Here is a 23,296-nt window from a genome sequence, read left to right as displayed (position 1 = left end):
CGAACCCGACTCTCTTCTATTTGTTTTCTTCGATCAATTTGTCGACCGCTTCCACCATTTTGTCGGCGGCTTCTTCCGGGGTGATCTTGCCCTGACCCATTTGGTTGATCAGGTTGAACATCTCGGTGCTCATCTTGGTGTAGTACTTGGGCACGCCGTTGGGGAAGGGGGTGTTGACGATCTTGGACTGCTCGACGATGGAACCCGGTTCCTTGATAATGCCCTCTTCGACCATCTTTTCGATGACGGAGGTGCGGGTGGGGGTGTTGTCGATCGCCTTGTTGAGCGCCAGTTGGGTTTCCGGACGGGAGAACCATTCGACGAATTTCTTTGCCGCTTCCTTGTTTTCCGAGAAGGCGCTGACGCCTACGGCCTCGGTAAAGGAGATGGTGTTCTCGGCAGGGCCTTCTTTGGAAGGCATGGGGATGGTGGTGATTTGGTCGACCACCTTGGAAACCTCGGGATTGTTGGAACTGGTGATATAAGATGTGGGCCCGAATAGGAAGGCGCCTTCGGCATTGTTGATGCCCTTAAAGGTGTCGATGCCGGCGATCGATACGCTATCGGGATTGATATAGCCCTTCTTGACGCAGTCGTCGATCAAAGTCAACGCGTCGAGGACGCTCTCGCGATTTAGGGTGTCGTCGTCGTTAAAGATGACGCCGTTACGCGTATAGGCCACGGACATAAAAGACGTGGTGGTCTTTTCTTCCGCCGCCAGGGGGAAGAGATAGGGGTATTCCACCGCGCCGCTTTCCTTGAGCTGTTTGAATGCGTCTTCGAGTTCGGTCCAGTTTTCCGGCGCCTTTTCGATCTTCGCCTCTTCCATCATCTTCTTGTTCATATAAGCGAGGCGCAGGCCGTTGGCATAGGGCACCGCGTAGGTCTTGCCGTCGAAATCGAAATAGGAAACCGAGGGAATGTCCTCCTTGGTCTCGTCGTCCACTTCCAGGGGTTCGAGCCAGCCGGCGCTTACGAATTCGCCCGCCCAGGACCAGTCCACTTCGATTACGTCCGCCGGGGCGTTTTTTCCGGCAGAGGCGATGGAAACCTTGGACTTGGTGTCGTCCCACGCAGTGGGAAGCACCTTGACACTTATGCCGGTCTCGCCCTTAAATTCGGCGAGCATCTCTTCGGTGGGGGCACCCCAGTCGGGGATCATCAGCGTAATTTCTGTGCCGTCTGTGGCACTGCCCTCTTCTGCAGGCGCGTTTTCCGCCGGCGCCGTCGCATCGCCGCCGCAGCCTGCCAATAAAAATACGGCCGCGAGCAACATGGATGCGAGTCTCATCACTTTCTTCATGATATCCTCCTTATGTATATGATTTTTTCTACACATATAGTGTATGCAAATTCCTTCTATTCTTCAATCGTTAAACCCTATGCCGTTCTGTGCGCATAGGTGTTTTCTATTCCGTTGTCTTCCCCTATCCCCCGTGTTACGATACAAATGGAAATATTTTATCGTATACATAGGGGGATGTACCATGCAGGGAATTCGCTTGGAAGGCGTGACGAAATCGTACGACGGACAACAAAATGTGATCGAGGACTTCGACCTCGCCGTGGCGGACGGCGAGTTTTTGGTACTTTTGGGGCCCTCCGGCTGCGGAAAGAGTACGCTGCTTCGCATTATCGCGGGGCTCGAGTCGGTGCAAGTGGGCCGCCTGTATATCGACGGCGAGGACATTACCGACAGGCACCCCAAGGACCGGGACATCGCCATGGTGTTTCAGAACTACGCCCTCTACCCCCATATGACGGTCGCCGAAAACATCGGCATCTCCATGCAGCTCAAGAGAACGCCGAAAGCGGAGATCGAGGCCCGGGTGGCGGCGGTGGCCGATACGCTCGCCATATCCGATCTCTTGGGCCGAAAGCCCGCACAGCTTTCCGGCGGGCAGATGCAGCGAGTGGCGCTCGCCCGGGCGATAGTCCGCAATCCCAAGGCGTTTTTGATGGACGAGCCGCTCTCGAATCTGGACGCAAAGCTACGCACCAAGACCCGGGCGGAGATTGTGAAGCTCCACAGAAAACTCGGCGTCACCACGGTGTATGTGACCCACGACCAGATCGAGGCGATGACGATGGCGACGACGATCGTCTTGATGCACGAAGGCAAGATTCTGCAAAAGGGCGCGCCCAATGCGCTCTATCGTCGCCCCGACAATCTCTTTACCGCCCGCTTTATCGGTTCCCCCGAAATGAATCTCTTCGAGACCCACATTACAGACGGCGCACTCGATCTCTTCGGCACCCTACATGCTATTCCCCTCCCCGACGGCCCCGTTATCGCGGGCATCCGGAGCGAAGACGCGCGCCTTTCGCCGGGCGACGGGCATCGGGTAACGCTCGTCGAAAATCTCGGGAGCGAAAAATTGATCACCCTCACCCGCGCGGGCGGTGCCGATGCGGAAATCATCGTGAAGGCCCCCGCCCAATCCCCCTATCGGGTGGGGGATTGGGTGGCGCTTTCGATCCCCACCGAAGGCATCCACCTCTTCGATCCCACCACCGAACGCCGCCTCGTGTTTTAAGCACGCAACAGCCCCGCCTTTCTCGGCGGGGCTGTTTTTGTGTCGGGCGACGATTAACGGTTCCACTCGTCTCCTTCGATGCGGGCGAAGAAGGCCGTATCGGGCAGCAGCTCTGAGAGGCGCTCGCGTTCGATCTCTTTGGTAATCGCATAGCCGTCGTCGATGCGATCGACGATGTCTCCTTCTAAGGGATATGCGACGAAGTAGCGGCCCCGCACGCCGGCGAGGGGCAGGCTTTCGCGGCGGAGCAGGGGCAGATCGCTCTTCGTCGCGGCGGTTACGATGTCGGCGACGACGGCATTGCCGGTGGGCTCTTTTCCCGCACCGGGGCCGGTAAAGGCGACATCGCCCACCCAGTGGCCCTTGACCTGTACCTGGTTGATGGCGAGGGGCAGTACGCCCAAGGCGCTGTCGGCATCGACGATCAACGGTTCCACCACCGCTTCTATGCCGCGGGCGGTCTTTGTCGCAGAGGCGACGAGTTTGATCTTTTTGTTCCGCGCCTTCAAATAGCCGACGATGTCCCCGTCGATCTCTGCGATGCCGCGGGTGGGGATCGCGTCGCCGTCTATGGCGCCCATGGCCATCTCGATCAAAATGTGCAGCTTTCTGCGCGTGTCGAATCCCTCGACATCGTCGGTGGGATCCTGCTCGGCATAGCCCATCTCCTGGCATTGGGCGAGGACTTCCGCGTAATCAGCGCCGTCGTCGTACATGGCGTTTAGTAGATAGTTGCAGGTGCCGTTTAGGATGCCGCGTACGCCGCGAATCTCATTTTGAAGGGCGAGACCCCGCAGGGGCGTAAGGACGGGAATCCCGCCGCCCACGGCGGCTTCACAGAGAAAGGGCGTGTCGTTTTTTTCGGCGAGCTCGACGAGTTCCCGGTAGTGGGCGCTGACCGCCGCCTTATTAGCGGTGACGACGGCGATCTTTTTTTCCAGCGCCCGTTTCATGTAATCGAAGGCGCTCTCCGTATCTCCCGTCGCTTCGGCGATGAGATCCACCTCGTCCAGTACGCGGTCGTAGTCGGCGCCGGTGACGACCGTATCGCCAAACTGCTCGGCGAGACGCGCCTTACTTCTTTCCGTGACGACGATATACGATACCTCTATGGGCTCAGTGTATTGTGCGAGAATTTCTTTGCGGTCTTTTAAGATGTCGTAGGCACCTCTTCCGACGGTGCCGAATCCGATAATTGCGATTTTCATACTTCCCCCTTTATTTCAGTACTCCGTTATTCTGAATTGACTATACTAGACTGTTTTTGCTATAGTCAAGAAAAACAACACTATATTTCAGAAAGAAGGTATCTGTATGTCGAAGCGTATTGCAATTTTAGGGGCTACGGGCCTGGTCGGACAGAATATGAGAAATATCTTAGAGGAACGGAGCGATGATTGGGATTTGACCCTGTTCGCCTCGGAAAACAGCGCGGGTAAGACCGTTGCCTTTCGGGGAAAGACCCTGACCGTAAGGGAACTCACCGAAGACGCTCTGAAAGAAGGCGCCTTCGACTATGTGCTGAGCGCCTTGGACGGCGATCTGGCCGCGCGCTTTTGCCCGGCGGCCAAGGCGGCGGGCTCCACGGTGATCGACAACAGCTCCCGCTTCCGCATGGATCCGGAGGTGCCCCTGGTGGTGCCGGAGATCAATATGGCGGATGCCAAAGGCGGGGCGGGGATCATCTCGAACCCCAACTGCTCCACCATTCAGTCGGTGGTGGCGCTTGCACCCTTAGAGGAGAAGTACGGCATCGATCGAGTGGTCTTTACCACCTTTCAGGCCGTCAGCGGAAGCGGCGTAAAGGGCCTTTCGGATCTAAAGCGGGGCGTCGCCGGCGAAGAACCGGAGATGTATCCCTACCCCATCGCCTATAACTGCATCCCCCATATCGACGACTTCCTCGAGGACGGCTACACCAAAGAAGAGATGAAGATGATCGACGAAACCCGAAAGATCTTCCACCGCCCCGATATGAAGATCACCGCCACCGCGGTGCGCGTGCCGGTAAAAAGCGCCCACGCGATCTCGGTCAATGTGACCCTTCAAAAACCCTTTGCGCTCGAAGACATTCGCGCCGCCCTCTCGGAAGCCGAAGGCGTCGTGCTCCAAGACGACCCCGCCTCTCTCGTCTACCCCATGCAGATCTATGCCGAAGGCAAAGACGAAGTGTTTGTGGGCCGCATTCGCAAGGACCCCTCGGCCGAAAACAGCTTAAACCTATGGGTGGTGGCGGACAACACCCGAAAGGGCGCCGCCCTAAACGCCATCCAGATCTTGGAACACCTTGTCGAGGCACGCGCTTGAAAGTCGCACTAATCCAGGCGCCCATAGGGCCCATGCGGGTCGAGGAAAACCGCGCATCGGTGCTTTCGCTGTTGGCGCAGGCGATGGAATCGAAACCCGATGTGATCGTCCTGCCCGAGATGTGGAACACGGGCTTTTATCCCGAGGTGCTGGTGCGCGAGGACGACTACGCGGCCGATCGCCTAAAAGTAGAAATGGCCGCCTTTGCCCGCAAGCACCGCGTGGCGCTGGTGGGCGGAAGCCTCACCGAAATCGTAGATGGCGCGCGCGTCAACCGCGCCTATGTCTTCGACAAGACGGGCCGCATCGTGAGCACCTACGACAAGGCGCATCTGTTCAGCCCAGGCGGGGAACACGAGGTCTTTCGCGCCGGCGATCGTAGCTGCCGCTTTCCCTTGACGGGCGTCGCCTGCGGCATGGTGCTCTGCTACGACCTGCGCTTTCCCGAATGGGTACGCCTCGCCGTACGGGGCGAATCGAAGATCCTCTTTGTCCCCATGGCGTGGCATCTCAGCCGCATCGAGCATATGCACCTCTTTGCCCGCGCCCGGGCGGTAGAAAACCAATGCTTCGTCGTGGCGACCAACTGCACCAAGCTCGGCGACTACCCCGCCATGGGCGGCGGCGGAAGCTGTGTCTTCGCCCCCGACGGGCGCGCCCTGGTAATGGCGGATCAAGCGCCGGGGGTATTCGTCGCCGAATTGGATCTCGGCGAAGTGGAAGCCGAAAAGGCGTTTTTCGACCTGTGGAAAGAACGCCGCAGCGATATATACGGAGATCTCTCCGTTTAGACGGGAGTACTATGCATATTCAAACGATCGAGACCATAGCGGAAGAAATACGCGCCGTCTATCGGCATCTGCACGCCCATCCGGAACTGAGCGGCGAGGAGGCGGAGACCGCCCGCTTCTTAAAATCGGAACTCGAGGCGCTGGGGCCGGATGTCAAGGACTACGGCCAACACGCCCTCTCTATCGACATCGTGGGCGAAGGCGGCCCCGGCCGGTTGGTGGCGATCCGCGCCGATACCGATGCCCTTCCCATTCTCGAGGAGACCGGGCTGTCTTACCGCTCCAAAAACGAAGGGGTGATGCACGCCTGCGGCCACGACGTGCATATGGCGGTGCTCTTGGGAACCGCTCGCTACTTTATGCACCACCGCAATTTTCCCGGCACCCTGCGCCTTTTGTTTCAGCCCGACGAGGAGAAAAACGGCGGCGCCGAGCCCATGGTGAAAAAGGGCGCCATGGACGGCGTGGACTACGTCATCGGCCTCCACGTATCCCATCAACTGCCCCTGGGCGTCTACGGCGTACTGCCGGGCTTTATGAACGCGAGCGTAGACGACTTCGTCATCGAGATCCGCGGAAAGGGCGGCCACGCCGCCCATCCCCAGGAGTGCAAGGACCCCATCGTGGCGGGCGCCCATGTAATCTGTGCGCTCCAGACCATCGTCTCGCGCAAGCTGTCGCCTTTGGATCCGGCAGTCGTAACCGTGGGAAGCGCCCACGGCGGCACCAAGCCCAATATCATCCCCGACACCTTTACCCTTACGGGGACGCTCCGCGCCCATACGGCGATCAACCGCGGTTATCTGCAAAAAAAGCTCGCGGAGATCGCAGAGACAACCGCCCGCGCCTTCGACTGCGAGGCGAAGGTCGAGATCTTGGAGGGCTATATCCCCCTCTTTAACGATCCCGATACCACCGAAAAGGTGCGCCGCGCGCTGGCCGACGCCTTCGGAGAAGAGCGCGTCCGCACCCTCCCCTCGGCGAGCATGGGCGCCGAGGACTTCGCCTACTTTGCCGAAGCCGCCCGCGGCACCTTCTTCAATATCGGCGTCGCGCCGAAGGAAGGGCCGGTCTACCCCACCCATTCCTCCCGCTTTGCGCCCCAGGAATCGGCGCTCTTTGACGGCATCGCCGGCGAAGTGGCCGCCGCCTTGTATCTGCTGCAAGAGAGCGAATAACAAGCGAATAACAAAAAACGTCGAGTGCGTAATCGCATTCGACGTTTTTTATTTGCCTACGGCAGGGCGTAGGCGTCCAATATGCCGATATAATGCACCACCGATGCCGCCAGCACAAACAGATGCCATATGGCGTGGTGAAACCGCAGGGTACGCTTGGCATAAAATACCGTCCCGGCGGAATACAACAGGCCCCCCGCGAGGAGAAAGAGGAGAAACTGAATCCCCACCGTCTCCACAATCGGCCGTACGATCAACAGTGCCAGCCAGCCCAGGGCGAGGTACAAAAACAGCGACACATTTTTAGTGCTGCTGAGGCGCTTGGCGGTAAGGATCTTAAAGACTACGCCGAATACCGCGATCCCCCACACCGCACAGCTGATGCCCACGCGGAGCCCGCCGCGCAAACTCAAAATGGCGATGGGCATATAGGTGCCCGCGATAAACAGAAAAATCGCACTGTGATCCGCCACCCGCAAGAGCTTTCGGATCCGCGGCGCCTGTACGGAATGGTAGCTCGCCGAGGCGATATACATCAGAATAAAGGAGCCGCCGTAGATCGAAAAGCTCACAATCTGCGCCACCGACCGATTTCGTATGGCGCAAAACAACAACACACTCAACCCGATCGCCCCGAGGAGCGCCCCCAGCCAATGGGAGAGCGCGTTGGATCGCTCCTCGCGGGGATCGTAGCGCTCCGCCTCCCAATCTTTCGTCTTCATACGATTCCTTTCTTGTGTCCGATCGCGAATGACATCCTTTTCATATATATTCCCGAGCGCCGTCTTCCTCGACGCCGCATCGGATGCCCGCTGCCGCTTTTCCTTCCCTTTCATTATACGAAGAGGCGCCCTTTCTGTCCAGATGGTAGAATCGAATATACTTTTTTTACGCCGGTTTTCTACGATCTTTTCCTATAATTTACCGATTTCGGCGATTTTTGAGAAAGTTTGCGCCCTTTTTCCACTTTCCTGCTTTTTCCTTCAAAAGCGACCGCCTATGGACGGAGTTTGGTCCTCCCCGCGATTGACTTTACCCTTCGCTGCGTATACAATAGACTTGTAGAAACGTTTCCCTACGATTGATTCACGAAAGGAGTTTTTAATGCCTAATTTTGCAAAACGAATGAACAATCTGAAAGCTTCTGAAATCCGCGAGCTTTTGGCATTGACGGCCGATCCCAGCATTATTTCCTTTGCAGGCGGTCTCCCAGCGGCAGAAATGTTCCCCATCGACGCATGGATCGAAGCATCCAACAAGGTTATGAAGAACAACGGCGCGGCTGCTCTGCAATACGGCCCCACCGACGGCGTCTTGGGCCTCAGAGAGCACATCGTAACCCGCATGAAGAAAGTCGGCGTGGACTGTACCGCAGCGGACATTCAAATCCTCTCCGGTTCCCAACAAGGTCTCGACTTCGTCCCCAGAGTATTTATCGATCCGGGCGATTACATCGTAGTTGAAAGCCCTACATATCTAGGTGCTTTGAACGCGTTTAAGGCGTACGAACCCAAGTTCCTCGAAGTCGAACTCGACGAATACGGCATGGACCTCGAAGACCTGGAAAACAAGCTGAAAAGCCACGACAATGTGAAGTTCATCTACGCCATTTCCGACTTCCAAAACCCCTCCGGCAAGACCTGGACCATGGAAAGAAGAAAAGGCCTGATCGATCTGGCGAACAAATACGACGTCATGATCCTCGAAGACAACCCCTACGGCGAACTGCGCTTTGAAGGCGAAATTCAACCTTCCCTCCGCAGCCTCGACACCGAAGGACGCGTTATCTTTATGGGTACCTTCTCCAAGATCTTCAGCCCCGGTATCCGCGTAGGTTGGTTCAACGCAGCGCCCGAAATCCTTGAAAAATTCAACATGGTAAAACAAGGTGCCGACCTGCAAACCTCTACCACCACCCAAATGATCCTGGCACAATTCCTCGACGACAACGATCTCGAAGAACACATTAAGAAGATCATCGACCTCTACGGCAAACGCAAGAACGTCATGGTCGACGCCATGAAGAAGTACTTCCCCGAAGGCGTTACCTTCACCAACCCCGAAGGCGGCCTCTTCCTGTGGGTAGAACTCCCCGAATACATGAACGCACGCGAACTCGGCATGAAGGCCATCGAAAAGAAGGTCGCATTTGTTCCCGGCGGCGCATTCTTTGCGGAAAATCCCCGCGAATCCTGCTTCCGCTTGAACTACAGCTGCATGAGCGAAGAAAAGATCGAAGAAGGCATCAAGCGCCTTGCAGAAGTTATCAAGGACGCAATGAAATAAATTACGTTCCCGAAATTTCCTTCTTTCTCAATAGAAAAATCCCCGGAAGCGGCTATGCCCGTCCGGGGATTTTTTCATGTTATAGTTTCGCATTAAAAAAGCCGGATCACTCCGGCTTTTTTCTCTTACAGTTGTTCGTTGAGTTCTCTTTCCTTCTTGATCAGCTCTTCCAATTTGGGGATGATGGCGTTCATATCGCCCACGACGCCCAAATCGGCGATGTCGAAGATCGGTGCGCCTTCGTCCTTGTTGACGGCGATGATCAGATCGGAATCTTCCATACCGGCGACGTGTTGGATGGCGCCGGAGATGCCCAATGCGAGGTAGAGTTCGGGACGTACGGTCTTACCGGTTTGTCCGACTTGTTGGGATTTTTCGATCCAGCCCGCATCGACGGCCGCTCTGGAGGAGGAGATTTCCGCATCCAGCTCTTTTGCCAGACCTTCGAGGCGATCGAATCCTTCGGGGCCGCCGAGTCCGCGGCCGCCCGATACCAATACATTGGCTTCGGTGATGTCTTTCTTCTTGTTTTCGACCTTGAGCACTTCGCGCAGGCGAACCTTAGGTTCGGGGTTGGAGAATTCGAATTTGTCTTCGATGATTTCGCCTTCTACGCCTTCGACGTCGATGCTGGACATTACGCCGGGGCGTACGGTCGCCATTTGGGGACGGAAGTTTTCGCAGACGATGGTCGCCATAAGGTTTCCGCCGAATGCAGGACGGGTCATCATCAGCAGCTTGGTTTCGGGGTCGATTTCCAGCTTGGTGCAGTCTGCGGTCAAGCCGGTGTGTACGCGGGCGGCGAGGTTCGGCGCCAAGTCGCGTCCGATGGAAGTCGCGCCGAAGAGCACGATTTCGGGTTCATATTTTTCGATGATGCCGTAGACCACATCCGCATAGTCTTCGCTCAAGAATTCCTTGAGGCGGGGATCTTCTACGACGATGACCTTGTCGGCGCCGTGGCGGAAGAGAATTTCCGCTTCGGATTTTACGCTTCCGCCGATCAGCATGCCGACTACTTTTTGTCCCAGATCGTCGGCGAGTTCGCGGGCCTTGCCGAGCAGTTCGATGCCGACTTTTTCTAAGTGGTTATCACGTTGTTCGATAAATACGAATATATCTTTACTCATTTCGTCCTCCCCTTAGATAATGTACTTTTCTTTGAGTTTTGCGAGAATGGCCTGTGCCGCTTCGTCCGGAGATACGTCTTTTACGATTTCACCGGCGGATTTCCCTTGTTTCGGGAAGGATTTCTTAACACGGGTGGGGGATCCCTTCAGACCGATATTGGACATATCCAATTTGTCTTTGATGTCTTCCAGACCCCATACGGTGATCTCTTCTTTGTAGGCGTCGTAGATGCCCTTGATGCTCATATAGCGGGGCTTTGCCACTTCGGTCAGGGTGGTGATCAAAATCGGCATATCCGCTTCGAGTACGTGGTAACGGTCTTCGAATTGGCGTTTTACGACGATCTTATCGCCTTCGAGCTCAACCCCTTCCGCATAGGAAATGGCCGGGATGCCCAGGTGTCTTGCGATTTGGGGACCGACTTGTGCGGTATCGCCGTCGATGGCTTGACGACCGGCGATGACCAAGTCGTAGTCGATTTGTTCGATGGCCGCGGTTATGGTGCAGGAAGTCGCCCAGGTATCAGCGCCGCCGAAGGCTCTGTCGCTCACGAGGATGCCTTGGTCTGCGCCCATGGCGAGGGCTTCACGCAATGCGTATTCCGCTTGCGGGGGCCCCATGGAAAGGGCGATGACCTTTACGCCTTCGGGATCTTGGTCCTTGATTCTGAGCGCCACTTCGAGACCCGAGAGGTCGTCGGGGTTGATGATGCTGGGGACGCCTTCGCGGATCAAGGTGTTGGTCTTCGGGTCCAATCGAACTTCGGTCGTATCGGGTACTTGTTTGATACATACCACTATATTCATGATCTTCCTCCTGTACTGATCTTATTTCAAAATTTGGCTGGCGATGACGATTTGTTGAATTTGGCTGGTACCTTCGTAGATCGTCAGGATGCGGGCGTCGCGATAGAGGCGTTCGACTTTGTATTCCTTAATGTAGCCGTAACCGCCGTGGATTTGTACCGCTTTGGCGCAGATTTCGTTGGCGCCTTCGGCACAGAAGTATTTCGCCATAGAAGCCAATTTGGTGACGTCTTCGCCCTTGTCTTTTCTTGCTGCCGCTTCGTATACCAACAGGCGCATGGCTTCGAGTTTGGTGGCCATATCGGCGAGCATAAACTGAATGCCTTGGAATTTTGCGATGGGTTGGCCGAATTGCTTTCTGTCCTTGGCGAAGGAGATCGCTTCTTCAAGGGCGGCGCCGGCGATACCGATGGATTGCGCGGCGATACCGATACGGCCGGTATCGAGGGCGGCCATGGCGTTCGAGAAGCCCTTGCCTTCTTTGCCCAGGAGGTTTTCCTTGGGTACGCGCACGTTTTCGAACACGATATCGGAAGTGGGGCAGCCGATAATGCCCATCTTGTCTTCGGGCTTACCGAAGGATACGCCTTCGCTCTTCAAGTCGACAATGATGGCGGAGATGCCGCGGGATCCCACTTGGGTCATGTCGGTCTTGGCGTATACGATACAGTAATCGGACAAAGGCGCGCCGGTGATAAAGGTCTTGCGGCCGTTGATGATGTATTCGTCTCCGTCGAGGACGGCGGTGGTCTTGGTGCCGCCCGCGTCACTGCCCGCACCCGGTTCGGTGAGGCCGAAGCAGAAGGTCATTTCGCCCGTGGCGATGCCGGTTAAGTACTTTTTCTTTTGTTCTTCGGTGCCGCTGAGTTGGATCGGGGTACCGCAGAGGGAGTTGGGGCTGGATACAAAGACCCCGGCCACGCCGCTTCTCTTGCAGATTTCTTCCATAACGGCTACATATGCTACGTGGTCGCCGCCTGCGCCGCCGTATTCTACCGGCGTCTTAATGCCGAAAAATCCGGCTTCGCCCATCTTGCGGACGACGTCCATATCGAGACAGCCGGTCTCTTCGGCTTGTTCGAGTACTTCATCGGTGAGTTCCGTATCGGCAAATTTCGCTGCCAGATCCCGAATCAGTTGGTGCTCTTTCGTAAATTCCATGTTTTCCTCCTAATGATCGGTATTTTCGCACAAAAAATCGTGCAGTGCACCGGTCGGAAATGTACCGGAGCAGTGTACGCTACCGTTTTCCCACACGGGAAAATTTTCACGTTTACATTTCTACAATCGCTAATTACGAATACTCGTAAGCATACCTTGGTTCCGGAGAAGGGAATGAAAACCTTCACGTTTACCTTGTCTACTAGTATACCGCATTGTCCCTTTAGTAACAAGCAAAAAATGCGAGATTTCGGACTTTGTTTCCAAAGCCCGAAACCGCATTTTTCAAGGTCTTAGCTATAATATTTTTCCATCATTTCCTTAAAGATGGGGATGGATTTTTCACAAGTTTCGGTATCCACACAGTAGCTCAGACGCATAAATGCCTTGGAGCCGAATCCGGTGCCCGGAACGACCAACATATCGTATTCTTTTGCCCGTTCGGAGAAGGTTTCGCTGTCTCCGTCCGGAGATTTGATAAAGAGGTAGAACGCGCCGGCGGGTTTGGCCACAGTGTATCCCATTTCGGTCAGGGCATCGGCCAAGAGGTCGCGGTTCTTTTTGTAGACGGTCACGTCGGGCTCTACGCCTACGCAGCGTTCGATGACTTTTTGCATCAAGGTCGGCGCACAGACGAATCCGAGGGAGCGGCCCGCACCGGCGACGGCTGCCATCAAATCCTTATCCGATACGTCGGAGGGGACGAGGATGTATCCGATCCGTTCGCCCGGCAAGGAGAGGGATTTGGACCAGCTGTAGCATACGACGGTGTTTTTATAGAGGCTGGGTACCCATGCCACTTCGGCATCGTCGACGAGGACGAGTTCGCGGTAGGGTTCGTCGCTTAGGATAAAGATATCGTGTCCGATTTCTTTGCTCTTTTCGGTGAGGAGTTTTGCGAGCGCCTCGAGGTCTTCTTTGCCGTAGATCACGCCGCCGGGGTTGTTCGGGGTGTTGATCAAGACGGCACGGGTGTTTTTGGTGATCGCCTTTTCAATGCCTTCGAGATTGAGTTCCATGGATTCGAGGGCTTCCACCAGGACCATTTTGCCGCCTTGGCTTTCGATAAATACGGTGTATTCGGGGAAGAAAGGCGCGAGTACGATGACTTCGTCGCTGGGTTCTTCGATTAAGGCCGCCAACGAGATGTTCAAAGATGCCGCCGCGCCGCAAGTCATGTAGAGATTGTCGGCGGTGTAGTCGGTGCCGTAGCGTTCGTTTAAGTTGTCGGCGATGGCTTTTCTCGTAGATTCAAAACCGTTGCTGGCGGAATAGCTGTGTACCGCCTGGGGCGTTTCGTTGGTGACGATGTCGATGATCGCCTCTTGTACTTCCTTGGGCGCCGGTACGCTGGGGTTGCCGATGCTGAAGTTCAGTACGTTTTCGGGGCCGACGACTTTTGCGCGTTCGGCGCCGAATCCGGCGAGTTCACGGATTACGGACTTTTGTTTGCCCAACTGGGCCATTTTTTTATTGCTCATAGTTCCTCCAAACTGAATTTACTTTTCGATTGCAGCCGCTTCTTTGGCTCTTTGTTCGTCGCGGATCGCTTCGAGACGATAGACGTCTTCGCGGGTTCCGCCCACTTTTGCGTACTTACCGATCAGTCCGCCGATAATGGCGCAGATCAATGCGGGCACAAACCATTCCAGACCGATCTGTCCCAAGGGAAGGGCGTAGATTTTATCGGCCAGATCCTGCAAAGCGCTGCCGCCCTGCATGACGGAGAAGAGGTTGATCGCCTCTACCAGGCTCACGGCCAATGCGCCGATCACGCCGCCGGTAAAGAAGAGATTGTGTTTGATCTTTTCGTCGAAGATCGAGGCGAGGATCAAGAAGATCACCACGGGGAATACCGCCGTAAGGACGGGCACCGCGATGTTGATAATGCCGTCGACGCCGACGAGAGAGATGATAAACGCTACGGTCGTCGCGACGACGACGACTTTCTTATAGGGGAGCTTGCCGTTGGATACGTCTTCGAAGAAGTTGCCGCAGGTCGAGGTCAAGCCCACCGAGGTGGTGAGGCAGGCCAGGGCGACGCCCAAACCGAGGAGCGTCCGTCCGACGGAGCCCAAGAGTTTTTCTACCATGCCGATCAGGATCACGGTACGCTCGGTGTCGGGGGTGTAGAAACTGCTCACTGTTGCGCCGACATAGGTCAAAGAACCGTATACCAGGGCGAGGCAGATAAAGGCGACGACGCCGATTTGCCAGCTGGCCTTAAATTGGGTTTCCTTGTCGTGGTATCCCCGTCGGATCAAGTCCGTAAGTACGATACCGCTCATCAACGAGGCGCCGAGGGCGTCCATGGTTTGGTAGCCTTCCTTAAAGCTCATGGCAAAGAGCTTGGGGGTATCGGTGGTAATCATGGTGCCCGGGGGATTGGCGATAGCGACGGCCACGATGACCGCGAGGATCACCAACAGCGCCGGGGTCAAAAACTGTCCGATATAGTCGAGGACTTTGCCGGGATTCAATACCAGGTACAGGGACAATCCGAAGAATACGACGGAGGTCACCACCGGGGGAATCGCCGGGAAGTTCGGGATGACGAAGATTTCGTGGGTCGTAGCGCCGGTACGGGGTACCGCGAAGAACGGTCCGATGATCAGTATCGAGATCGCCGCTACGATAATCGAGAAGGTATACCCCACTCGCTTTCCGAGGTCGACGGCCCTGCCGCCCAATTTTGCCGTTACGATTACCCCGAGAATGGGCATAACCGGGTCGGATGTCAGAAACCCCGCCGCCGCGGTAAACCAGCGGTCCCCGGAGAGGACGCCGAGATAGGGCGGAAAGATCAGGTTTCCTGCGCCGAAGAAGATGGCAAATAGGGCAAAACCGCAGACCAGTATGTCTTTTCTTTTGATTTCCATAAGCACTCCTGTAGCCGATTTCGGCTCTGGTCTTTTATAAACCGTTTACGATATTAATGGGCTTTTCGCCGTCGACGATTCTCTGCATATTGTCGTAGGACCATTGGCTCATGCGCATAAAGGAGTCGTCGGTGGTACCTGCGATGTGGGGGGTGATAGAGAGTCTGGCTTGGCCGACTTCGTTGAGTTGGAACAAGGGGTGGTCTTCTGCCGGGGGTTCCGGAGCGACTACGTCCAATGCGGCAAAGATTCTGCCGGCGTTCAACGCGTCTGCGAGGTCTTGGTTGTTGACCAATTCGCCGCGGGCGACGTTGACGACGATGGCGTCTTGTTTCATCTTTTCGATGGTTTCCTTGCGGATCATTTCGCGGGTGGAATCCAATACCGGTACGTGGTAAGAGATGATATGGCATTGGTCGAGGATTTCTTCGTAGGTGGCGTAGGTGAGGTCGTGTTCTTTTTCGAACTCTTCGTGGCGCACTACGTCGTAGTAGAGGATCTTGCAGCCGAAGGGTTTCAGCAATTTTACGGCTTCGTGTCCGATAGCGCCGAGGCCTACGAGACCGACCACGCGGGAACCCATTTCGTTTTGTCCCTTTTCGGTAAATTCTTTATAGCTTTCGGCAAATCCCTTGGCGCCGTGGAGTTTGATCTTCATATCGGCTTCGGGCATGCGGCGAAGGCTGGTGAGCATATGGGCAACGGCGAGTTCTGCTACGGGTTTTGCGTTTACGCCGCGGTTGTTACATACGTAGATGCCCTTTTCCTTGGCGGCTTCGAGGTCGATCTTGTCGAATCCTACGCCCAGAGATTGGATCAGCTTGCAGTTGTCGAGTTGTTCGATGACTTCTCTGCGGAAGAAGTCGACGGGACCGCAGTGGATGATGTCGGCATCCTTACATTGTTCTACCAGTTCTTCGTCGGAGCAGGGGTAGTTGATATATTGGTAATCCCAATCGGCCGGTCTTTCGACGCCAAATTTTTCTACATAGTTTTTGTTACAAGTACTTCTAATTTTTACCATTTTCAGTCTCCTTTCGTGGTGCCTTTGACACGGGGAAATAGTTTTCCTGCCCGGTAGCCGAAACCCCCGCTTCGGGGGTCGGGTTCGGGCTATCTACACGGTATCTTCCGTATAGCTTAGATCATGTCCGCAAAAGTTTGCAGTGCGGTCTTGGCTTGTTCGAAGCTGACCATTTGTTGGTCCACTTCGATCTTGATCAAGGGGATATTTTCTTTTTCCAGGTCCTTGCGGATGATGGGATAGTCGAATTCGTCGGTGTCGCTGAACTTGGTGAGCAAGTAGACGACGCCGTCGGCACCTTTTTCCTTGACCTTTTCTGCGAGGATCGGTCCGCGCAATTTCTTTTCGTCGAAGATAAAGAGATTGCCTTCGATGTCGGAGAATTCCTTGGCAAGGGCGCGCACGGGATTGCCGGTCTTTTCGTCGATCAGGGTTTCGTATTGCAACGATTCGTGGCAGATGTTGTCGTCTACGATGCCGAATCCGTATTCTTCGAAGATCTTGAGGATGTCTTCGGAGTTGGCGAGGATACCGGTGGTGACGACCTTCTTGCCCTTAAATTCTTCTTCGGGCATGGCCGCGAGGGCTTCGTTGATGGCCTTGACCTTTTCAAGGTGTTCTTTTACGTCATAGACATAGGCGCTGGAGAACACGCGGTTTCTGAGAATCGGGGTTACGGTGTTCAAGTGCTTGGCGGCGAGATCGTTGAATTCGCGCATGGCCTTTCTGTGTTCGTTGTAGAGGGCGATGGCTTCTTCAATCTTGTCGTCTTCGATCTTGTTGCCGGAGATCTCTTCCAACTGTTCTTTCAGTTTTATATATTGTTTTTCGTTGTAGTCCAGTCCCGCTTCGATCTTACGGTTTTGTCCATAGGGGATGTAGAGCAGGGGCACGTCGACGGCGCGCTTCCAGTTTTGGCTGAAGCCCTTCAGACCGTCACTCAGGTTGGTGATCACCATGCCGGAGAGTTTGTCCAGCTTCTTTTCGAGACCCAAATCCAAGGTGCGGAGAATAATCGAAGCGTAGAATGCAGGGAAGTATTCCTTAGCGCCTACGACTTCGCCTTCTTGTCCCCAAATGCCTACGGGAATCATGCCCGATGCGTATACCAGCTCTTCCGGTGCAAAGGGTCCGGAAACGCCGATTACCTTCTTGCCTTCGTTGACGTATTGATCGATGCGACCGAGTACGTCGATATCTAATTCTTGAATCAGTTCTTTCGCTGTCATCCTTACGCCTCCTTAGATTCCTTTTGCTTGTTGGCTTCCATCACTTCGATGAGGCCTTGCACGCGTGTATCATATTGGGCTTCCGAGAAGTTTCTCGGGTCGGCTTGGTCGCCGTCAAAGGATGCGGTGGGGATGCCGGTCTTTTCTCTGAACTCGCGTTCGATTTCGTACATAATCGCACTCCACTGTTTGCAGGAGCGGTTGATGTGGACGAGCATGCCGTCTACATTGTTTTCTTTCGCGAGTTTCAGACGCATATCGAGGGAACGTTCGTAGCTGATCGCGTTCGGGGTTCCGCAGTATGCCTGCATGAGTTCGTTGGTGTTGCCGTAAATGTATCCAAAGGCGTCCGCATATACGGTACCGACTACGTTGACGCCGTTGTCCTTCAGACCCTTGAAGGTGTGACGGAGGTGCGGCCAGCATGCGATACCTTCGAAGATAATGCGGTATTTTTCTTCGCCCTTAAAGGTAGACTTTCCGGTCTTGACGTTTTCGGCAAATTCTTCGGCGAGTTTTTCAAAGGCGATGGCCGATTCCAACTTACCGCGTGCACATACGGCAACCGCCATGTGGTTAAATACGTCGAATCCGCTAAAGGGAGAGGGCGTATACTTGGCGTATCCGGTGGCGTCGAGCCATGCACGGCCGGTTCTTTGGGAAATGTCCATAACTTCTTGGAACTTTTCGTCGTCCCATTTCTTACCGGAGATCTCTTCGAGTTGTTTGATGGCGTGATCGAATTGTCCTTTTAAGTAGGCGACGCGGTCTTCTTCGGCTTCGTACTCGTTGTTGTAGGGTACATCGATCATGATAAAGGGAATGTCCAGTTCACGAGCGATGTTTTCGTACCATTTGATCATACAGTTACAGATATTGTTGCAGCATGCGACGAAATCCGGTTGGGGCATATTCATCTCGGGCGCATCCTTTACATCCATATAGGCCAAAGAGATTCTCGCATACGCACAGATGTCGTTGGAATATCCGCTGTCTTCAGCGATATTGCACATTCTTTCCCCGCCGCCCTTGGCAGAAATAGCGGCCGCTTGGTTTTCCGGGAACACGACCTTGATGTCCAAGGTTTCCAGGATTTCTTGGGGGAAGTTGGATGCACACCAGCCCACCGGTTCTCCGGCTTCTTTGGCTTCGAAGGCATCCTTGTAGCTCTTTCCTACGATTTTGCCCAGCATTTTCGCTGCGGGCAAGTCGGCAAATTCTTCTTTAATTTGCGCTTCTCTCTCTTTTAGCGATTCTTTCGACATACTCAATCCTTCCTTTTCTTTTCATACTCGTCAAAGGCGTAGAGTGCGGCGCCTAAGGCACCTGCCAATTGCGAATCCTTTGAAACTTTTACGTCGCATTTTAATTCTTCTTCCAGCGCGCGGACGATGCCGGGGTTTTTGGAGACCCCGCCGGTCATGGCGACGGGCTCCTTCAGACCCACCCGGCGGGCGAGACCCGCCACCCGCGTCGCCACGGAAGCGTGAATTCCGCGAACGACATTGGGAATGGGGATGTTTTTGGCCAAGGCGGAGATCACTTCAGATTCGGCGAACACGGTACAGGTGGAGCTGATGGAGGCTTTTTCGGTCGCCTGCGCATCCAGTTCTCCCAATTCGTCGATCTCTACGTCCAATACCCGGGCCATCACCTCCAGGAACCGACCGGTTCCCGCCGCACACTTATCGTTCATCAGAAAGTTTTGGAGCATTCCGTTTCTGAGCGAAAGCGCCTTGATGTCTTGGCCGCCGATGTCGACGATGGTGTTGACTTCGCCGAACAAGAAGGCGCCGCCGCGCGCATGGCAGCTCAATTCGCTCATGGTCTTGTCCGCGTCCTCGAAGGAATTTCGTCCGTAACCGGTGGCGACGAGCACGTCGATGTCGTCCCGGTCGAGGCCCGTTTCGGCGGCGATCTTTTCGAGCACCTGCTTGACGCCCTTGGTGCCCGCGCCCAAATTTACGATTTCTTTTGCGACGATATCCGTTCCGTTCTTCAGCACGACGCATTTCGAAGAGGTGGAACCGATATCGATTCCCATGGTTAAGATGTCCACATTCCCGTCCTTACTATTTCCTGAGCGACAGCTTATTTATCCCAAACATAGGCGACTTTTTCGTCGAGCATGTTTTGGATTTCTTCGTCGGAATATCCCAGTTCCTTGAGGACTTCCACACTGTGTTCGCCGATCAAGGGGCCCTTGTTGTATTCGGTGGCGCCCATTTCGTGGTAGCGTACCGGTTGGTTGACGAGGATGCGTTCGCCGTTGGGGTAGTCCATCTTGTAGAAGCAGTTGTTGGCCCAAGCCTGTTCGTCTTCGAGGATTTCTTCCCAGTTCTTTGCCAACGCAAAGGGAATGTCGGCTTCTACGAGGATTTCGTTCCATTCGTCCAAAGTCTTGGTGCCGAAGCGTTCCATAATGGCGTCATAGAGATCGGGACCCAATTTGTTTTCTTGCAGATTCGTTACGGGGAAGTAACGGTCGTCGTTTAGGTATTGGGTGAGGCCCAGCGCTGTCATAAAACGTTCAAAATAGGTGTTGTAGTCGGGCATACAGGTTTGCACATAACGGCCGTCCTTGCTCTTCCAGCAGGCGAGGAAGGGGTTGTTGGATTCCCGTACGTTGATGGGGTAGGTGCTGCCGTAATCGGGGTATTGGGCGGCTTGCACCATCATGCCCATGTTGAAGATCGCCGTTTCGAAGAGGCTGGTTTCTACCTTTTCGCCTTCGCCGGTCATCTTTGCGTGATACAATGCCGCCAAAAGACCGCAGGCGAGGTTCATGCCGACATTGTGGTCGCCGACGCCCGGTACGACGTTAAAGGGCACGTCGTCTTTTTGACGCAGGGTTTCCAAATAGCCCCCTCTTGCAAAGAAAGAGGTGAAGTCGAATCCGGGGAGATCCTTGTCGGGACCGAATTCGCCGTAGCCGGTGATAATGCCGTAGACCAATTTCGGGAACTTCTTCTTCAGGGTTTCATAGTCGAGGCCGGCTCTTTGGAGCGCGCCCACGCGCCAGTTGGTGATCAGGATGTCTGCATCTTCCAATAGCTTAAAAAGGGCTTCTTTTCCTCTTTCGTCGCGGGTGTTGATGGAGAGACATCTCTTGTTGGCGTTTTCCAATTCCCAGGTGGTGTTTTCGTACATATCCAGGGGTCTGCCTTCGGAAGGCGCCGTGTAGCGAAGGGGATCGCCCTTTGCGCTTTCGATCTTAATGACGTCTGCACCGAGGTCTGCTAAAAAGCGGCCGGTGGTGGCGGCGGCGATAAAGGTCGCCAGCTCGACAACTTTTACGCCCTCTAAGGGCTTCTTTCTGTTTTCCATCGTATCCATCCTTTCCTTGCCTGCGGGATTTCGTTTTCCCCAGGGAAATACTGCTGTAACCGACGAGAGCGACGACAGGGCTACTGAAAATAATCCGCAAAATCCGGATCGATCACGACCATATCGTGCACCGTGTCGATGTGGATCTCGGTCGCCTCCAACGCCTTGTCCAGGTCGTCTTCCCATATGGCTTCCAAAATCCGCGTGTGTTGGTCCACGAGAATCGCGAGATAAACCCCGCTTCGAACGTAGATATTTCTCCAGCGAGCAATGTGAAGGAGGTGCGTATCCATTAAATAAAGTATATCCTCAGAGCCTTGGCTCGCGATAATCAGATTGTGAAATTCTTCGTCCAGCAGCCTGAACTTGTCGATATACCTCTTCTCGTCGTAATACTTCCTCTGCTCCTCGAGGTTTCTTTCCATCTTTTTGAGGGTCTCTTCCTTGTCGGCCTGTCTCATAAAGCGGCGTAACATCTCTTTTTCCACCGAGACGCGGATCAACAGCGCCTTGCGTATGTAGTTCAAGTCTACGAGATTTACATACGTCCCCCGCTGGGGGTACACCTTTAAGAGTTTGGACTGGGCGAGACGGGCAAAAGCGTTCCGGACCACCGATCGGGATACGTCGAATTCCTCGCTGACAGCGTTTTCGCTGATGCGCATTCCCGGATAGAGTTCCAGATCGATAATCCGTCGGAGCAGTTCCCTATACAGGGTCTCTGAGTTTATCTTTGTAAGCATAGACTTCTCCTTCTTGTGTACTAGTCTACTATTAAGAAAAAACAATTGCAAGAAGATTCTGTGAAATTTAACAATCCCTTCGTCAAATTTCTCTCGAAATAGAATACCCGCTGCTATCGCCTATATATAGCGTTTGTATGGAGTTTCACAAATTTCCGAATATTCGGCTCTTTTTTAACGATTTCGGAAATAGTTTTCCTTTTTTGCCCCGTTTTTCCGTCCTTCGGGGCAAATATTTTTTCCGAATCCCCGTCAAAAATTTTTCGAAACCCCTTGCCAAATTTTTAATTTATAGTAATGTAATACTTGTATACAAGTATCCCAACGGCTTTTTCCGGGGGTAGAACGATTTCATTTGGGGGATTTTCATGACATATACGACCATCGGCGCCGCGCTGGAAGATTGGAACACGCGATTTCAAGAACGCCGCGCCTTAAAATATAAGGGCGTCACCTATACATACGAAGAACTCTACCGAAAGTCGGCCTCCTTCGCCTCTTACTTTGCCACCTCCGGCATCGTAGAAGGGGAAGCGGTGGTCCTTATGGGCAAAAATTCCGCCGATTGGCTCTTTTCGTTCTTCGGCCTCCAGCTGTTGGGCGCGGTCCCCGTGCCCGTAAACCCCTCCTTTACCCCCCGGGAGCTGGGTCAGATTATGGAGATCGTCGGCGCCAAAGTCATCCTATATAACGAATTTCAAAATGTGACGGCGCGCATCCGCGGCCTCCACGCTCTACAACGGGACTATGTGCTTCTTCCTATGGACCGCGGCGGCCAATACTCCCCCCTGCTGCAGCTTACGCGCAAGGACGATACAAAGGATGTGGCCTGTATCCTCCTCACCTCCGGCACCACCGGCATCCCCAAGGGCGTGCAGCTCACCCACGACAATCTGCTCCACAACTGCACCACCACGGCCGATGTCGCCGGCTGGTGCAAAGACGATATCTTCCTCCTGACGGTGCCGCTCTTTCACTGCTTCGGGCTGACGGCGACGACCCTCTGCGCCTTTATGTTGGGGGCGGAACTCACCATCGTGGAGCCCTTTCAGTCCTCGCATATTCTGCAGTCCATCGGCCGCGACAAGGTGACGATCTTTAACGGCGTGCCGACGCTTTTTATCGTCATGATGCGCCACAACGACGTATCCGAATACGACCTCTCTACCCTGCGGAGCGGCATTATCGCCGGCGCCCCCCTTACGGCCAAGGAGTACCGGGAGATTAAGATCCGCTTCGGCTTCGAATCCTTAATCCAGTCCTACGGCCAGACCGAGACCTCCCCGGCAGTCACCATGAACCGCCCGGGTGATTCCCCCACCCTATATGCCACCAGCGTCGGCGCGCCGATTCCCGGCTGCGAGGTGGCGATCTTCGACGAAGACGGCAACCCCGTACCGCCCAATCACCCCGGCCATATACAAGTGCGGGGCCGCAATGTCATGAAGGGCTATATCAACGGCGAGCGCCGCTACACCGAACGCGACTGGCTCTGCACCGGCGATGTGGGCTTGTTGGACCGCGACGGCAATCTCTATGTATCGGGCCGGAGCAAGGACATCATCATCCGCGGCGGAGAAAATATATCGGCCATCGAGATCCAAAACGTCGTCAAAGACCTGCCCTATATCGAACAGGCCCGCGCCTTGGCCGTGCGCGACGAGTATATGGGCGAGGAAATCTGTCTGCATATCTCCTTAAACGAGGAGCGGGACGAAAAGCAGACCGAAGACGAGATCCGCGACTTTATCGGCGAACATCTGGTGCGCTACAAAATCCCCAAATACATCCTCTTTCACGACGCACTGCCGGCGGGCGGCACGGGAAAGATCGACGACCGCACTCTTTCCCGCCGCTGGAAGCGCTACAAAAAAGAACACGCCCTATAAAAAGAACC

At 54.7% G+C, this 23,296-nt stretch carries 20 protein-coding genes; 6 read left to right on the top strand and 14 right to left on the bottom strand.

Annotated features, from left to right (window positions below; genetic code table 11):
- Positions 1 to 16: 16 nt before the first annotated feature.
- Positions 17 to 1,303 (bottom strand): ABC transporter substrate-binding protein, encoded by a 1,287-nt coding sequence (locus EL294_RS00455; protein ID WP_126464577.1) that lies wholly within the window; start codon positions 1,301 to 1,303, stop codon positions 17 to 19.
- 184 nt (positions 1,304 to 1,487) lie between these two features.
- Here EL294_RS00455 and EL294_RS00450 point away from each other — a divergent pair, with 184 nt between their 5' ends.
- A complete protein-coding gene (locus tag EL294_RS00450) occupies positions 1,488 to 2,537 on the top strand; it encodes an ABC transporter ATP-binding protein (RefSeq protein WP_126464576.1) in 1,050 nt (349 codons plus the stop codon).
- A 53-nt stretch (positions 2,538 to 2,590) separates the two neighbouring features.
- Here EL294_RS00450 and EL294_RS00445 read toward each other — a convergent pair whose 3' ends face one another.
- Positions 2,591 to 3,745 carry a homoserine dehydrogenase gene (locus tag EL294_RS00445; protein WP_126464575.1) on the bottom strand — a complete coding sequence of 385 codons (1,155 nt, stop codon included), beginning with the start codon at positions 3,743 to 3,745 and terminating at the stop codon, positions 2,591 to 2,593.
- Positions 3,746 to 3,851: 106 nt separating this feature from the next.
- Here EL294_RS00445 and EL294_RS00440 point away from each other — a divergent pair, with 106 nt between their 5' ends.
- From EL294_RS00440 to EL294_RS00430, 3 genes are read left to right on the top strand one after another with little or no spacing between them, the layout of a single operon-like run.
- The gene (locus EL294_RS00440) at positions 3,852 to 4,844 is read left to right on the top strand and encodes an aspartate-semialdehyde dehydrogenase (RefSeq protein ID WP_126464574.1); all 993 of its coding nucleotides are present in this window, start codon (positions 3,852 to 3,854) and stop codon (positions 4,842 to 4,844) included.
- Complete coding sequence (locus EL294_RS00435) at positions 4,841 to 5,635, top strand: nitrilase-related carbon-nitrogen hydrolase (RefSeq protein WP_164715153.1); 795 nt, start codon at positions 4,841 to 4,843, stop codon at positions 5,633 to 5,635. Before EL294_RS00440 ends, EL294_RS00435 begins: the two co-directional genes overlap by 4 nt.
- Before the next feature lie 11 nt (positions 5,636 to 5,646).
- Entirely contained in the window at positions 5,647 to 6,813 is a 1,167-nt protein-coding gene (locus EL294_RS00430; RefSeq protein WP_126464572.1) for a M20 metallopeptidase family protein, read from the top strand.
- Positions 6,814 to 6,869: 56 nt separating this feature from the next.
- Here EL294_RS00430 and trhA read toward each other — a convergent pair whose 3' ends face one another.
- The gene (trhA, locus tag EL294_RS00425; protein ID WP_126464571.1) at positions 6,870 to 7,535 is read right to left on the bottom strand and encodes a PAQR family membrane homeostasis protein TrhA; all 666 of its coding nucleotides are present in this window, start codon (positions 7,533 to 7,535) and stop codon (positions 6,870 to 6,872) included.
- 382 nt (positions 7,536 to 7,917) lie between these two features.
- Here trhA and EL294_RS00420 point away from each other — a divergent pair, with 382 nt between their 5' ends.
- Positions 7,918 to 9,099 carry an aminotransferase-like domain-containing protein gene (locus EL294_RS00420; RefSeq protein ID WP_126464570.1) on the top strand — a complete coding sequence of 394 codons (1,182 nt, stop codon included), beginning with the start codon at positions 7,918 to 7,920 and terminating at the stop codon, positions 9,097 to 9,099.
- Positions 9,100 to 9,224: 125 nt separating this feature from the next.
- Here EL294_RS00420 and EL294_RS00415 read toward each other — a convergent pair whose 3' ends face one another.
- The 11 genes from EL294_RS00415 to EL294_RS00365 all read right to left on the bottom strand — a co-directional run bounded on the left by EL294_RS00415 (position 9,225) and on the right by EL294_RS00365 (position 21,399).
- The gene (locus tag EL294_RS00415; RefSeq protein ID WP_126464569.1) at positions 9,225 to 10,229 is read right to left on the bottom strand and encodes an electron transfer flavoprotein subunit alpha/FixB family protein; all 1,005 of its coding nucleotides are present in this window, start codon (positions 10,227 to 10,229) and stop codon (positions 9,225 to 9,227) included.
- Positions 10,230 to 10,241: 12 nt separating this feature from the next.
- On the bottom strand, positions 10,242 to 11,036 hold the full coding sequence (locus EL294_RS00410; protein ID WP_126464568.1) for an electron transfer flavoprotein subunit beta/FixA family protein: 795 nt from the start codon (positions 11,034 to 11,036) through the stop codon (positions 10,242 to 10,244).
- A gap of 21 nt (positions 11,037 to 11,057) precedes the next feature.
- Positions 11,058 to 12,197, bottom strand: coding sequence for an acyl-CoA dehydrogenase family protein (locus EL294_RS00405; protein ID WP_126464567.1), 1,140 nt, complete (start codon positions 12,195 to 12,197; stop codon positions 11,058 to 11,060).
- Positions 12,198 to 12,490: 293 nt separating this feature from the next.
- A complete protein-coding gene (locus EL294_RS00400) occupies positions 12,491 to 13,678 on the bottom strand; it encodes a pyridoxal phosphate-dependent aminotransferase (protein ID WP_126464566.1) in 1,188 nt (395 codons plus the stop codon).
- 18 nt (positions 13,679 to 13,696) lie between these two features.
- Positions 13,697 to 15,076 (bottom strand): branched-chain amino acid transport system II carrier protein, encoded by a 1,380-nt coding sequence (brnQ, locus tag EL294_RS00395; protein WP_126464565.1) that lies wholly within the window; start codon positions 15,074 to 15,076, stop codon positions 13,697 to 13,699.
- Positions 15,077 to 15,110: 34 nt separating this feature from the next.
- Positions 15,111 to 16,100, bottom strand: coding sequence for a 2-hydroxyacid dehydrogenase (locus EL294_RS00390; protein ID WP_126464564.1), 990 nt, complete (start codon positions 16,098 to 16,100; stop codon positions 15,111 to 15,113).
- 116 nt (positions 16,101 to 16,216) lie between these two features.
- Positions 16,217 to 17,329 (bottom strand): 2-hydroxyacyl-CoA dehydratase subunit D, encoded by a 1,113-nt coding sequence (locus tag EL294_RS00385; RefSeq protein WP_126464563.1) that lies wholly within the window; start codon positions 17,327 to 17,329, stop codon positions 16,217 to 16,219.
- A gap of 2 nt (positions 17,330 to 17,331) precedes the next feature.
- Positions 17,332 to 18,594, bottom strand: a complete 1,263-nt coding sequence (locus tag EL294_RS00380) for a 2-hydroxyacyl-CoA dehydratase subunit D (protein WP_126464562.1) — start codon at positions 18,592 to 18,594, stop codon at positions 17,332 to 17,334.
- A gap of 2 nt (positions 18,595 to 18,596) precedes the next feature.
- The gene (locus EL294_RS00375) at positions 18,597 to 19,388 is read right to left on the bottom strand and encodes an acyl-CoA dehydratase activase (protein ID WP_269471178.1); all 792 of its coding nucleotides are present in this window, start codon (positions 19,386 to 19,388) and stop codon (positions 18,597 to 18,599) included.
- A 32-nt stretch (positions 19,389 to 19,420) separates the two neighbouring features.
- Positions 19,421 to 20,656 carry a CaiB/BaiF CoA transferase family protein gene (locus EL294_RS00370; protein WP_126464561.1) on the bottom strand — a complete coding sequence of 412 codons (1,236 nt, stop codon included), beginning with the start codon at positions 20,654 to 20,656 and terminating at the stop codon, positions 19,421 to 19,423.
- Positions 20,657 to 20,736: 80 nt separating this feature from the next.
- Positions 20,737 to 21,399: a GntR family transcriptional regulator gene (locus EL294_RS00365; RefSeq protein ID WP_126464560.1), complete on the bottom strand. Its 663-nt coding sequence runs from the start codon at positions 21,397 to 21,399 to the stop codon at positions 20,737 to 20,739.
- A 368-nt stretch (positions 21,400 to 21,767) separates the two neighbouring features.
- Between EL294_RS00365 and EL294_RS00360 the strand changes: the two genes are divergently transcribed.
- A complete protein-coding gene (locus EL294_RS00360) occupies positions 21,768 to 23,288 on the top strand; it encodes a class I adenylate-forming enzyme family protein (protein WP_126464559.1) in 1,521 nt (506 codons plus the stop codon).
- The last annotated feature ends 8 nt before the right edge of the window (positions 23,289 to 23,296 follow it).

The organism is Aedoeadaptatus ivorii (assembly GCF_900638585.1).
Lineage (GTDB): Bacteria > Bacillota > Clostridia > Tissierellales > Peptoniphilaceae > Aedoeadaptatus > Aedoeadaptatus ivorii.
This window is presented reverse-complemented; position numbering and strand designations above follow the sequence as displayed.